The sequence below is a fragment of the Methylobacterium sp. ARG-1 genome, from assembly GCF_001262595.1.
Classification (GTDB): domain Bacteria; phylum Pseudomonadota; class Alphaproteobacteria; order Rhizobiales; family Beijerinckiaceae; genus Methylobacterium; species Methylobacterium brachiatum.
In genome coordinates, this window is record NZ_LHCD01000045.1 from 12,741 (window position 1) to 25,857 (window position 13,117).

Here is a 13,117-nt window from a genome sequence, read left to right on the forward strand (position 1 = left end):
TTCGGACCGGCGGCCCGGCATCACTCCCCCGACAGGGGGAATGATCCATGGTTGTGGTTATCGACGACGACAATATTTCCCAGCACGGGGTGTTGCTGGAGAAGATCTATCGGTTCCGGCACACGCTCTTCGTGGAGCGGCTCAACTGGGAGGCGTGCCGCCGGCCCGACGGCCGCGAGATCGACCAGTTCGACGGCCCCGGCTGCATTCACCTGGCCTATCTCGAAGGCGGCGAGATCACCGCCTATACGCGGCTCCTGCCGACGACCCGGCCGCACCTGCTGACGGAGGTCTATCCGCACCTGGCGGAGCGCGGGCCGGCGCCGCGGGGCGCCACCGTCTACGAGTGGACCCGCTGCGGCACGCTGCCGGCCCGGCGCGAGGGGCGCACCGGCTTGATCGACCCGGCCACCGCCGGGATCTTCACCGCCGCGGCCGAGGTGGCGCGGGCGCGCGGCCTCGACGGATTGCTGGCGCAGACGCACCCGATCCTGGTCAACCGGCTGATGTCCTGCGGCTGGGACGTCGAGCCGCTGGGGCTGCCGACCCGCTACAACGGCCACGCGATCCTGGCGGTCTACGCCCGGCTGATGCCCGACACGGTGGCGACCTCCTGCGCGTTCTTCGGCCTTCAGGCCTCGCCCTTGCACGAGACGTCCCTGCACGCCCCGCGGGCGCCGGCGGTCCGGCTGCCTGTGCCGGCCGAGCGGAGGTTGCACGCATGAGCGTATCCGACATCCTGAACCGGGCCTGCCAGAGCGAGGGCGAGGAGCCGGCGATCGTGCGCCTGGGCCACCACGCGATCGAGCTGTGGCGCGCCGCCGAGGAGATCGGCGATCCGAGCCTGCTCGCCGCCCTGCGCCCGCTGGTGGAGCATATCGGCCGCGCTCTGGCGCGCGACGTGGCGGACGAAGCCTGCATGGACGACACGCTGCACTGAAGAGCGCAGACAGGGGGCTGCGGGCGAGGCCGACTGGAAGCGATGGATCCCCGCCCACGTCGCCACCTCAGGATGCGGGAACGGGTGGGGGATCCGGCCTCAGCCGCAGGGTGCCGGAATGACGGGGGCGCGCGAATCGGGCGGTGAAACATGCGAACATCCGCCCCCGGTGCGACAACCTCAGAGCCCCCGAGGGGCTTGCTGGCCCCCAGCGGGATGTGGTCAGAAATCCCGCTGTCCGGATCGCAGGAGCGAACGTGCGGATGCCACGGCCCTGATGCCCCTCGCCGACGAGCCTGCGCCGGGTCTACCGGGTGTGTCGCCGTTGCCGATGCTGCCGGTCGCGGCCTTGTCCGGCCGCATCCTCGGGCTCGGCACCGGGGAGCGGCTGGTCCTCGTCGGCATCGGCCTCGACGGAATCGGACCGTATCTCGACGCCTCCGAGGCCGCGCACAGCCTGCTGGTGCTGCGCATCGCCGGGCGCCGCAGCACCGCCGCGATCCTCGACGGGCTGCTCGACGACCTCGCGGATCTCGCCCTGGCGCGCTGGCCGGACTGGCAAAGTCCGCAGCACGCGCCGACCGCCCCCGAGCCGCACGGCCCCTGGCTCAAGGCCGCGGCCAAGCACGCCGCCGCGGGACGCCCGCCCCGGTTCCGCCGGGCGGCCCGGAGCCTGGAACTCGCGCAGCTGATGCGGGCGGTGGCGCCTTCGGGCCTCGTGCTGGTGGCCGAGCTCGATCCGGCGACCCCGGAGCGCGCCGCCCCGGTCATCGAGGCGCTCGAATGGTGCCGCCGCCATGGCACCGCTGTCGCCGCCCTGTTCCCGAGCGCGCCGCCGCCGGTGCCGCCCTACGACCGCGTGCTCTACGGCGCCCACGCGGTCCAGCGGCCCCCGGCTCCCGTGGAGGCCCGGTTCCTCGCCCCGCCCTCGCGCGCCCATCCGGCGAGCGCGGTCGAGAAGCGCGTCGAGGCGGCCCTGCGGGCGGATGCGGAGCTCGGCCCCCTGTTCTCCGGCAACGCGACGGTGTCACTGCCCCGGTTCGGCACGCGGCCGCGGGTCGACCTGCTCTGGGCGGCGGGCCGCGTCGTGGTCGAGCTCGACGGCCCCGAGCATCGCCTGGACCCGACCTTCAGCGCCGACCGCCACCGCGACTACGAGCTGCTGGCGGCCGGCTACCTCGTGCTGCGCATCACCAACGGGCAGGTCGAGACCGACCTGCAGCGCGCGGTGGAGAAGATCCGCGACGTGGTGCGCCTGCGCCGAACGTCCGAGGGAGCGATGATCCGATGAGTGCGCCGACGCCCGCCCAGACGCTGATCCTGTGGTGCCTGCTGGCCCGGCACGGCCGGGCGCCACAGGGGGAGGTGGTGCCGGCGGTCAAGAAGGCCGACCGCGAGGCGCTGGCCGCCGCCGGGCTGATCGCCGTCGAGAAGAGCGGGCGCTCCTTCGTCCTCTCCGTGACCGACCGGGGCTGGCACTGGGCCGGGGACCATCTCGACGCCGCGCTGCCGCCGGCCTTCCGGGTGATGCAGGACTGGCTGGCCCGGCTCGGTGTCCATCTCGGGCAGAGCGGACGGACGCTCGCCGACTTCATCGGCGCCCCGCCCGAGCCGGCTGAGCCGGCCGATACGGCTCCGAAGAAAGCGTCGGCCAAAAAAGCCCCCGCCAAAACAGCCCCCGCCAAGAAGGCTTCTGGCGAGAAGGCCACCCGGTCGCCCGCAACGAAGAAACCCGGCGCCGCCGCGCTGCGCGCCCGGATCGAGGAGGCCTATCTGGCCCTCACGGGCGGTGCCCGCGCCCGAGCCGTCCGGCTCAGCGACGTGCGGGTGCAGCTCGCCGAGTTCGACCGCGCCACGGTCGATGCCGGCCTCGCCCGCATCCTCAAGGGCGACAAGACCGCTCGGCTGAGCCAGCTCAGCGATCCGAAGGCCCTGACGGCGGCCGACCGCGAGGCCGCCTACAGCCCGGCCGGCGAACCCTTCCACCTCCTCTGGATCCAGGCATGACCGACGCCCTCGACGCCCTGCGCCGGGTCGATTTCGACTGGGTGCGCACCCTCGACAGCGTCTGGACCGAAGCCGAGCCCACCGGCGGCCCGAACGAGGCGCTGGTGCCGCTGCTGGTCGCCGAGATGCAGGCCAAGGCTCGCGATGCGGACAAGCGGCCCTACGGTCGGGCGCTGATCGGCCAGCCTGGGATCGGCAAGACCCACCTCATCGGCCAGCTTCGGCATGCGGTCTGGGCTTCGGGCGGCTGGTTCGTGCTGCTCGACGTGCTCGGGCTCACGGATTTCTGGCGCAGCGCGGCGCTGAGCTACCTCACGGCCTTGCTGCAGACCATGCCGGACGGGCGCCGGCAATCCGACGCGGTCCTGGCCGGGGTCGCCCGCCGGTTCAAGGTCGAGGCACAGGTCGAGGCGGCGTTCAACACGCCCAACATGGATACCCGCCGGATCGTCGACCTGCTGGTCATGGCGCTGATGAAGGTCGACGCCCCCCGCGCCCTGAAGCACCAGGACGTGTTCCGGGCGCTCTGCCTGCTGCGCGCTCAGGATCTCAGCGCCGTCGGCCTCGCCCATGCCTGGCTGCAGGGCTACGACGCCGACCCGGCCGAGCGGGCATCGCTCGGGTTCCGGACGCCACCGCCGGCTCCGGTGGATCTCGTGCGCGGCATGGCCTGGATCATGGGGCTCGGCGGCCCGACGCTCGTCGCCCTGGACCAGATTGACGGCGTCATCGATGCCAGCCGCCTCGCCGCCGGCGACGATCTCGACGCCAGCGCCGGCCTCGCCGAGGTGCTGGCCGCGGGCCTGCTCGAGCTGCACGATGTCGGCGGCCGCGGCATGACCGTGATGACCTGCCTGCAGGATTCCTGGATCCGTCTGGAGGAGCGCGCGGCCAAGCCGCTGCTCGACCGGTTCGAGGCGCCGATCGCGCTCCAGGGGATGAACGATAAGGTCGCGGCCGCCGCACTGATCCGCGGCCGTCTGGCCCCAGCCTATCGGGCCGCCGGCTTCGTGCCGCCGCACCCGGAATGGCCGTTCAGCCCCGCGGCGATCGCGGAAGCGGCCGAGGCCGGGATGATGCCGCGCACCCTGCTGATGCGCTGCGACGCCGTCCGCCGCGCCTGCTTGGCCCGAGGGACCGTGGACGTCTGCCATGATCTCGTCCATCCGGGGGACAAGCAGGTCGATCCGGCGACCGGGAACGAGTTCGACCTCGACGCGGCCCGTACGCGCGCCGCGCTCGACGGCTTGCTCGACGACGAGGGCGGCCTTGGCGACCTGCTGCGCGCCGCCTTCGACCTCTACGCCCTGGAGGACGACCCGGAGGATGCCCTGGATGTGGCCAGCAAGGGCGAGCCGGAGCAGCGGATTCCGCCGCTGCACGGGCGCCTGACCTTCATCCACCGGGACGAGAACGACCGCGAGCGGCATGTCTGCTACCGGGCGCTCCAGCACCAGAACGCCATCGCGTTCCAGGCCCGCCTGCGGGCGGCGCTGACGGCGTCGGGCATCTCGACCCGCATCCCCGACCGGGAGTTGCTGATCGTCCGGCGGGGCCCGGTGCCGGGGGGCGACAAGACCCGGCACTTGGTCGACACCTTCAAGGCCGCCGGCGGCCTCCTGATCGACCCGGACGAGGCGGATCTGCGCACCTTCGTGGCGCTCCGCGACCTTAAGGCCAAGGCCGACGCGGAGGACCGCCGCGATCGGTTCGAGGCCTGGCTCCGGGCGCAGAAGCCCGTGCGCGCCACCGCCCTGTTCCACCGGGCCGGCCTCGCCGAGCCCGCGCAGAAGATCGACGGCCGGACACGGACGCCTTTCCCTCCCCCCTCTGCGGGGGAGGGTGGCCCGCGAAGCGGGTCGGGAGAGGGGAGCGCCGTATCCGGAAAAGTCGCGTCGGACGCGACATCCGCTGGCGTCGCGCTGCCCCTCTCCCGACCCTTGCTGACGCAGGGTCCACTCTCCCCCACAGAGGGGGGAGGGAGGACCCCCGTCACCGCTGAGGGCCTCTCGTCCAGCCGGACGCCATCCGCCCCGGAGGCGATCCCGGTCGGGCGCCGGATCAACGCCGACGCGCAGCCGGTGAGCCTGCCGATCCGGCTGCTGCCGCGGCACACGGCGATCATCGCGGGCTCGGGCTCCGGCAAGACCGTGCTGCTGCGCCGCTTGGTGGAGGAGGCGGCGCTGGCCGGCATCCCGGCCATCGTGATCGACCCCAACAACGATCTGTCGCGGCTCGGCGATTCCTGGCCCGAGCGGCCCGCCGCCTTCACCGACGCGGATGCCGCCCAGGCGGCGGCCTATGCCGAGCGCGTCGAGGTCGTGGTCTGGACCCCCGGGGTGAATGCCGGCAACCCGCTGTTCCTGTCGGTCCTGCCGGACTTCTCCGGCATCGGCGCGGACCCGGACGAGCGCCAGCAGGCGGTGGAGATGGCCGCCGAGACCCTGGGGCCGCTGGCCGGCGCGAAGAAGGGCCTGCAGCGGGGCGTGCTGGCCGACGCCCTGCGGGTCTTCGCCGAGCGCGGCGGCAGTCTCGGCGACTTCATCACCCTGCTGGCGGACCTGCCCGACGGGGTGAGCGACATCGGCGAGGCCGCCAGGCACGCGGCCAAGATGGCCGACGAACTCCGGGCCGCGGTGGCGACCAACCCGCTGCTCAGGGTGAAGGGCGCGGTGCTCGACCCCAAGCTGCTGTTCTTCGGGGCCGATCCGGCCCGCACCCGGATCTCGGTGATCAACCTGTCGGGCCTCGGCTCGGAGGCGGCGCGCGAGGATTTCGTGAACCGGCTGCAGATGACCCTGTTCGGCTGGATCAAGCGGAATCCGAGCCCGCACGGCATGCTCTACGTGGTCGACGAGGCCCAGACCTTCCTGCCGGCCCAGCGGGCGAGCCCCAGCCTCGGCAGCGGCATCAAGCTGGTGGCGCAGGGACGCAAATACGGGCTCGGGCTCGTGGTGGCGACGCAGGTGCCCAAAGGTCTGCACAACCAGATCGTCTCGAACTGCACGACCCAGTTCTTCGGCCGCCAGAGCGCCCCGGCGACGATCGCGGCCGCCCAGGAGATCATGGCGGCCCATGGCGGTGCCGCCTCCGATATCGGCCGGCTGGGTGCGGGCGAGTTCTACTTCGCCACCGAGGGCTCGGGCCGGCCGGCCAAGCTCACCACGCCCCTGTGCCTGAGCCACCATCCGGCGAACCCGCCGACCCCCGAGCAGGTGGTCGCGGCGGCCCGGCGCTCGGCGGGGGCGTGACCCCGGATCCGAGCGGGCGACCTGCGTGCGCATCTACCAGGCGGCCCGGGCCGTCACGCCGGAGGAGGCGGAGGCCTAGGCCGACACGGTCGAGCGGGAAACCGGCCGCTACGTCGCCGACGTCTTCGCCTGACCGCCCGCCGGAACCCTCGGCAGTTGCGGCTTTCGCCGCGCGGTGCTTCATTCCCGTCGAAACGCAACGGAAAGCACACGGTGGGGCCTCGGCAAGTCGATCCGGGCGCTCTGTCCAGCCGCCGCGTGAGGGGTTCCCAGACGAACGCCGGGGTCGAGCAGCATCCATGCGTCTGCGCCTGATCGGAGTGCTCACTCTCGTCTTCGCGGCATCCGTGCAGGCCGCGACGCCGGCGGGCCGTCCTGGATCATGGCCGGCTCGTTCGCGGATCCGGACTACACCCAGGTGCAGGACGCGGCGGTCCAGCGCGCCTCGGCGGCGGTCGCCCGCTGCGGGCCGGAGCCGTTCAACGATTTCTCCGGCAAGTTCGTGGGCTTCAGCGAGGGGTTCGATGTCGTGGTGGTCGGCGGCTACGCGACCTGGACCGCGGCCGAAGCCGATCGCGCGCGCCTGCGCCCCTGCGTGCCGACCGCCTACATCCGCCAAGGGCGCTATGCCGGCGAGTGAGCGCGACGGATCGGGGCTCCGCACAGGCGGGAGGAGGGGTGACAGGATGCCGGCGACAATCCTTCGGCGCGGCCGTATCGTGGCGCTGGCGGCCCTCGGTCTCGCGGGCGCCGCGCCGTCTGCCCGGGCCGGCTGCAACTGGGCCGACGTCGTGAAGGCCGACGAGGCCCGGGCGTCGACCGTGCGGACGGGCGCGCCGCGCACCTACTTCGTCGAGGACGACCCGAACAAGGGATGCCCGAGCCCAAGCCCGGCCTGCCGGGGACGCGCCTATCTCACCGACGGCGACGCGGTGCTGAGCAGCCGGAGCGCGGGGGGCTTCACCTGCACCGGCTTCACCAACGCCAAAGGCGTCCTGACGACCGGCTGGCTGCCCACCGGCGCCCTGGCAGCCCTGCCCGAGACAGCGGTCGTCCCCGCGGACCTCGTCGGGCATTGGATCGGCCAGGACGCAGACCTGACCATCACGCCGGGGGCGGGGGACGCCCTCGCGGTCAAGGGCGAGGCCTCCTGGGGGCGGAGCGATGCGCGCCGCGGCGGCGAGGGCCCGTTCCATATCGGCGCGGTCGCCGGCACGGCGCGGCCGGAGAACGGCGTCCTGGCCTTCACGATGGGCGAGGACAAGACGCTGCCTTACGCGGCCGGGGATCCGGACGATTGCCGCGTCCGGCTGTGGCGGCGCGGCCCCTATCTCGTGGTCCGGGACAACAACGCCTGCGGCGGCGCCAATGTGAGCTTCACCGGCCTCTATGCCCGCCGGAGCGCGGCCCCGCCGCGGTGAGCGCCGTTCGATTCGCCTCGAACACCGCCTGCCCGGCGCCGCGCCGCCGCGATTAAGGGATCGCCCGTCCATGGTTCTGTTCTGAAGCCTGTCGCTCCTCGCCCGCCTGGCCCTTGCATCCCCCGCGGCGGCGCAGGGCCTGGACGTCCCGGTGGCCGTCGGCGGCGAGGCCGAGCTGGATGCATGCGACGCGGTCGGCGAGATCCTCGGCCTCGACGCGCGGGGCGACAACTTCCTCTCGATGCGCAGCGGCCCCGGCGGCACGCCGTACCGGGAAGATCGACCGGCTGCACACCGGCGACAAGGTCCGCCTGTGCGAGGCCCGCGGGCCCTGGAGGGGCGTGGTCTATGCCCCGCGCGACCGGACCGGCGGGGCGGAGTGCGGCGTATCCTCGCCGATCCCGCGGCGCGCGCCCGACGCGGGTCCCTGCCGCGCCGGTTGGATCCACCACCGGTACATCCGGAGCATGGCTGGCTGATCCGGCTCCTCGCGGCGCCGAAGGCGGACAGGACGACATTACAATCACCGTCTCTCGATCGTGCTCGGGCTGGCCGGGATCATCGTGGCGGCCGGGTTCGCGATGATCCGGAACAGGCGGGCGGCGTCGGCTGCCGCCGCCGCGTGAGGCGGGGCGATCCGTGGCGATGCGGAGTCCCATTCCGGCGGGGCGGCCTCAGGCCCCGTGCTCGACCGGGACGCGCCGGCCAGCCTGTCGCGGCGGCGGGCGCTCCGGTACCGCCCGAGGAGGAGCCGGCACGGCAGGATTGAGGCGAGACTGGCCATCCAGGCCGCGAGCCGGATCTCGTACAGAGCGGCGTCCATCTCCGATTCCCGTCGAGCCTGAGCAGGATCACCAGGCGCAGGGCGACGGGCGAGAGTAGCGTCGCCGCCAGGACGACCCAGCCCGCCCAGCAGCGCCGCGCCAAGCAGAGCGCGACCGGCAGCAGGCTCGAATCCTGCTCCGGCCCGCCGGGCAGGGCCGGAAACAGCAGGAAGAGCGGTGCGAGGCCCAGGCCGAGCAGCAGGGCCAGGGGCGGGGCCCGGAGCAGCCGCATCACCCGGCGGCGCACCGGATCGTCGGCGTCAGCCATCCGGGTTGCGGGCCCGGTCGAGGGCGCGCAGCACCGCCGGATCGCGCCGGTAGCGCTGCCGCAGGCGCCGGTCGTCGGCCGCGACGGCGTCGCAGTTCAGGACTTCACGGCCGCCGCGATCGCCCGGGCGCGGCCGGCATCGTAGGCCTCCTCGCCGCCCCAGTGATCGCAGCCGAGCGCCGGGCGATCGCCGCCTACCGTCAGGACCGGTATCCGGCCCTGGAGAAGGCGATCCAGGAGGCGGCAGGCTTCCCCATGCCGCGAGGTGGCCTGGGACCAGCTGACGATCCCGGGCGACGCGCAATACGACGCGGACGACGCCTATTTCGGGACGACGATCTTCGAGCCGCTGGCCGCCGGGCCGAAGAAGATCACCAAGGACCGGATGGGCCGAGGAGATGCCGGTCGTATCCCTGATGGTGGTGTAGCTCGCCGGTAGCGAGGAAGCCCGTCCGCGCGCCTTCCATAGCGCTGTAGCGGGCGGGGTTCCTCGCGAGGTGGTCATCGATGGTTGCCGGGTAGCGTCGGGTTGCGAGCACAACCCCGAACCCGAGAGACCCCCGATGACCGACGAGATGATGGCCCTGCGCGGGCTGATGGAGAAGAGCGCCGACACCGATCTGCTGCGAGACATGATCGGCTTTGCGGCCGAGCGGCTGATGGAGTTGGAGGTGGCGGCCTGACCGGTGCGGCCCACGGCCAGAAGAGCGCCGAGCGGCTGGTCCAGCGTAACGGCTATCGTGACCGGGACTGGCAGACGCGGGCTGGGACAGGCGAACTGCGTATCCCCAAGCTGCGTAAGGGCTCGTACTTCCCGGCTTTCTTGGAACCGCGCCGGATGGCCGAAAAGGCGCTCACGGCGGTGATCCAAGAGGCCTACATCCAGGGTATCTCGACCCAGTCCGTGGACGACTTGGTCCAAGCCATGGGTGGCACGGGCGTGTCGAAGAGCCAAGTTAGCCGGCTCTGCCAGGAGATCGACGCGCTCGTGGGTGCGTTCCTCGACCGGCCGATCGAAGGTGAGTGGCCCTACCTCAGGATTGATGCGACCTACGTGAAGGTGCGCCAGGACGGCCGCATCGTCTCGGTGGCGGTGATCGTGGCGGTTGGTGTCAACAGCGACGGCCGGTGCGAGGTGCTGGGCATGGATGTCGGCTCCTCCGAGGCCGAGACGTTCTGGACGGACTTCCTCCGCAAGCTCGCCCGCCGAGGGCTGCGCGGCGTGAAGCTGGTGATCTCGGACGCGCACGAGGGCATCAAGGCGTCGTTGGCCAAGGTGATGAACGCAACCTGGCAGCCCTGCCGCGTGCACTTCATGAGGACCGTGCTTGCCCATGCTGGCCGCTCGGGTCGCCGCGACGTGTCGGCCTTCATCGCCACAGCGTTTGCCCAGGACGACGCCGACGCAGCCCGTCAGCAGTGGCGCCGGGTGGCCGATCAACTCCGGCCCAAGGTGCCCAAGCTCGCTACCCTGATGGATGAGGTGGAGCCGGACGTACTGGCCTAGATGGGCTTTCCGGCTGCACACCGGGTCAAGGTCCACAGCACGAACCTGCTGGAGCGCCTGAACGGCGAGATCAAGCGGCGCACCGAAGTGGTCGGCATCTTCCCCAATGAGGCGGCCATCACCCGCCTCGTGGGCGCGATCCTGCTGGAGCAGAATGATGAATGGGCCGTCCAGCGCTCGCGCTACATGGCCCTGGAAAGCATCGCCCCGATCGGCGATGATCCCCTCGTCAGCCTGCCAACCCTGGCAGCCTGATCGAACCGGCCCTGGCCGGTGATCGTGGTGGCCACGCCGAAGCTACAACACGCCAGGGGACACGACACGACACGACCTGCCTGCGCGGTCTTCTGCGCCCCTGCCGGTATCCGCGTTCCTCGCCTGACGGATGCGGATTTCCTTGCGGGTGACCGTGTCGATCGTCGAAGCGATCGACGCCGGTGTCGGTGCTTGTGGCAGTACCCGGGGCCGGCCCCGGGTGGTGGGAGACAGAGCCGCAGCTGGTCTCGTGTGCCCTGGACTGTCACGGCCGAACGTAGGGCGGTGAGAGCACGCGGCGCTACTCAAAAAACCCGGCTACGGTGTGCGCGCGCGCTGCGGGACCCGGCGCCACCAATCGTGTGCCTGCTCATACCGGTTCGCGAACCGGAGAAGCGTGGCCTCGGCGAAGGGCCGGGCGGCGATCTGCAGGCTGATCGGTAGGCCGCGTCGGTCGAAGCCGCAGGGCAGTGCGATGGCGGGGAGGCCCGTCAGATTGAACGGATAGGTGAGGCGCCAGGACGCCGCGAGGACGCTCTCCGGCCGGCCCGCGAGCGCAACCGTCGTCTCGTCGGTCCGCCACGCGGTCAGCGGCGCGGTGGGGGTGACGATCACGTCCGCCTCGTCCAGCGCGGCGGCCATCTCGGCCATGATCAGCCCCCGGGCCTGCTCGGCCCGGAGGTAGTCCGGACCGGTCACGAACCGGCCCATCTCCACCAAGTCGCGGACATCCTCGGCGAAGCCCGCCACGTGGCCCTGCGCGAGGTTGCGGTCGTGGTAGGCCGTGGAGGAGGCCAGCTCGATGGCGTAGATGGCGCCGAGCCCGTAGCGCAGGGCGGGCATCGTGACGTCGCGCACCGGACAGCCCTGCCCGGCGAAGAAGCCGATCGCATCCTCCACCGCCGCTGCAACATCCGCGTCGATGGCCTCGAAGAAGTGGTTGCGGATCACCGCCACGCGCAATCCGCGGACCGGCGCGTCGAGCCCGGCCGTGTAGTCCGGCACGGGTTCGGCGGCGGCTGCAGAGTCGGCCGGATCGGGGCCCGCCAGGACCTGGAGCAGGAGCGCCGCGTCCGCCACCGTCAGGGTCAGCGGCCCGGCATGGTCGAGGGACCAGGAATGCGGGACGATCCCCGAGCGGCCGATCCGCCCGTAGGTCGGCTTGAGGCCCACGACGCCGCAGAGGGCCGCCGGGATGCGGATGGAGCCGCCCGTGTCCGAGCCGAGCGCTGCCGGGCAGAGCCGGGCCGCCACCGCCGCCCCCGAGCCGCCGCTGGATCCGCCGGGCACCCGCGTGAGATCCCAGGGGTTGCGCGTCGGCGGCGTGACCATGCCCCAGGCGAATTCGTGCATGCGCAGCTTGCCGAGGATCACGGCGCCGGCCGCCCGCAGCTTCGCCACGCAATGGCTGTCCTCCTGCGGGAAGGTCAGAGCCTCGACCGAGGTGCCCGCCCGGGTCGGCAGGTCGGCGGTCGTGTAATTGTCCTTGATGCCGATCGGGATGCCGTGGAGCGGCCCCCGCGGTCCCGTCCGGGCGATCTCCTCGTCCGCGGCCCGCGCCGCGTCGAGGGCGCTGGACGACAAGCATACGAAGCTCTGGAGGTCGCCGTCGAGGCGCCCGATCCGGTCGAGGTAAGCACCGACGAGCTCGACGCTCGACAACTCCCGCGCCGCGATCCGCCGGGCGAGCTCCGTGATCGGCAGGGACCAGATGGCGTCACTCATGGGGCACCCGGCGATAGGGAAGGCTCGGGTCGAAGACGACCGGGGGATGGGCCGCCGCGAGGTCGAGGTCGCGCAGGGTTCGGATCTCGGCCAGGACCGGCGCGAATTGCGCCCGCAGGTGCGCGACCCGTCCGGCCGCTTCCGGGGGCAGGCCGACGATCGCGTGCAGCGGGTCTATCGCGCCTGGAGCGACCGCGCCGGGCCGCTCCGCAGGCGGCCGCAGGAGCATCGCGGCGACGTCTTCCGGTAGCGCGCCGGCCGGACCGTCCTTCCGCGGCATCCCGGCCACGAAGGGCACGAGCTGCCGCCGGGCCACGGCGAGGATCCGGCGCAGCTCGGCGACGGGGGCGGCGTGCTCGTCGACGCGCAGGTCGAGGCACGGATAGTCCTCGCGCGCGACGATCTTCAGCGCCGCCGATTGCTTGCCGCGCCGGTCGCCGCCTGCGTCGTCGCCGGCCTCGAGGGCGCGCATCAGCCGTTCGTCGAGGTCGCAGCCGGCGCCGGTCTCGAAGGCTCGGACCATGGCGTCGATCACGCCGGGGGCGGCCAGCATGTTGCCCTGCACGGCGTAGCCCGGTCCGGTCCGGTGCCCGGCCTCTGCCGTGCAGCCGGCGCCGGTCCAGGCCGCGGCGGCTCCGCCTGCATCCACAAGCCCGATCTGGCGCAGGTCCGACCGGTCGTCGATCTTGAGCGCCGCGGCCAGGGCCGCGTCCGACGTCTGCCCTCCGGCGAGCCCGTCGAGGATGCGCAGGGCGAGGTAGGGGTTCACCCAGGATTGGGTGGTCACAGCCCCGATCCCCGCCCGGATATACGGGCAAAGCCCGCCCACGGCCGGCACGGCGCTCGCCACCGCGACGCCGAGCTGCCCGGTCCGGGAACAATGGGCGGCGATGGAGAAGGTGTTGAGTTCCATCGTGCC

At 72.4% G+C, this 13,117-nt stretch carries 10 protein-coding genes and 2 pseudogenes; 9 read left to right on the forward strand and 3 right to left on the reverse strand.

The features are described 5' to 3' along the window. Positions 1–47 precede the first annotated feature (47 nt). The 7 genes from AKJ13_RS27170 to AKJ13_RS27200 all read left to right on the forward strand — a co-directional run bounded on the left by AKJ13_RS27170 (position 48) and on the right by AKJ13_RS27200 (position 7,619). Positions 48–725 carry an acyl-homoserine-lactone synthase gene (locus AKJ13_RS27170; protein WP_050736123.1) on the forward strand — a complete coding sequence of 226 codons (678 nt, stop codon included), beginning with the start codon at positions 48–50 and terminating at the stop codon, positions 723–725. Beyond that, complete coding sequence (locus AKJ13_RS27175) at positions 722–940, forward strand: hypothetical protein (protein ID WP_007568040.1); 219 nt, start codon at positions 722–724, stop codon at positions 938–940. The genes AKJ13_RS27170 and AKJ13_RS27175 overlap by 4 nt, the downstream gene beginning before the upstream one ends. 277 nt (positions 941–1,217) lie before the next feature. Continuing rightward, positions 1,218–2,231: a DUF559 domain-containing protein gene (locus tag AKJ13_RS27180; RefSeq protein WP_244471759.1), complete on the forward strand. Its 1,014-nt coding sequence runs from the start codon at positions 1,218–1,220 to the stop codon at positions 2,229–2,231. Next, complete coding sequence (locus AKJ13_RS27185) at positions 2,228–2,947, forward strand: hypothetical protein (RefSeq protein WP_050736124.1); 720 nt, start codon at positions 2,228–2,230, stop codon at positions 2,945–2,947. The genes AKJ13_RS27180 and AKJ13_RS27185 overlap by 4 nt, the downstream gene beginning before the upstream one ends. Next, complete coding sequence (locus AKJ13_RS27190; RefSeq protein WP_050736125.1) at positions 2,944–6,198, forward strand: ATP-binding protein; 3,255 nt, start codon at positions 2,944–2,946, stop codon at positions 6,196–6,198. The genes AKJ13_RS27185 and AKJ13_RS27190 overlap by 4 nt, the downstream gene beginning before the upstream one ends. 382 nt (positions 6,199–6,580) lie before the next feature. After that, complete coding sequence (locus AKJ13_RS27195; RefSeq protein WP_244471760.1) at positions 6,581–6,838, forward strand: SPOR domain-containing protein; 258 nt, start codon at positions 6,581–6,583, stop codon at positions 6,836–6,838. A gap of 46 nt (positions 6,839–6,884) precedes the next feature. After that, entirely contained in the window at positions 6,885–7,619 is a 735-nt protein-coding gene (locus AKJ13_RS27200; RefSeq protein WP_050736126.1) for a hypothetical protein, read from the forward strand. Between the two features lie 523 nt (positions 7,620–8,142). Here AKJ13_RS27200 and AKJ13_RS31680 read toward each other — a convergent pair. Then, a complete protein-coding gene (locus AKJ13_RS31680; protein ID WP_050736128.1) occupies positions 8,143–8,442 on the reverse strand; it encodes a hypothetical protein in 300 nt (99 codons plus the stop codon). A 440-nt stretch (positions 8,443–8,882) separates the two neighbouring features. Between AKJ13_RS31680 and AKJ13_RS27215 the strand changes: the two are divergent. Both AKJ13_RS27215 and AKJ13_RS27220 read left to right on the forward strand, forming a co-directional pair. Continuing rightward, positions 8,883–9,105 (forward strand): annotated as a pseudogene (locus AKJ13_RS27215) (hypothetical protein); the annotation flags it as partial. 169 nt (positions 9,106–9,274) lie between these two features. Then, positions 9,275–10,473: pseudogene (locus tag AKJ13_RS27220) on the forward strand (IS256 family transposase). Between the two features lie 318 nt (positions 10,474–10,791). Here the strand turns inward: AKJ13_RS27220 and AKJ13_RS27225 are convergent. After that, positions 10,792–12,198: an amidase gene (locus tag AKJ13_RS27225; RefSeq protein WP_050736129.1), complete on the reverse strand. Its 1,407-nt coding sequence runs from the start codon at positions 12,196–12,198 to the stop codon at positions 10,792–10,794. Then, positions 12,191–13,111: a DUF1028 domain-containing protein gene (locus tag AKJ13_RS27230; protein ID WP_050736130.1), complete on the reverse strand. Its 921-nt coding sequence runs from the start codon at positions 13,109–13,111 to the stop codon at positions 12,191–12,193. The genes AKJ13_RS27225 and AKJ13_RS27230 overlap by 8 nt, the downstream gene beginning before the upstream one ends. Positions 13,112–13,117 lie beyond the last annotated feature (6 nt).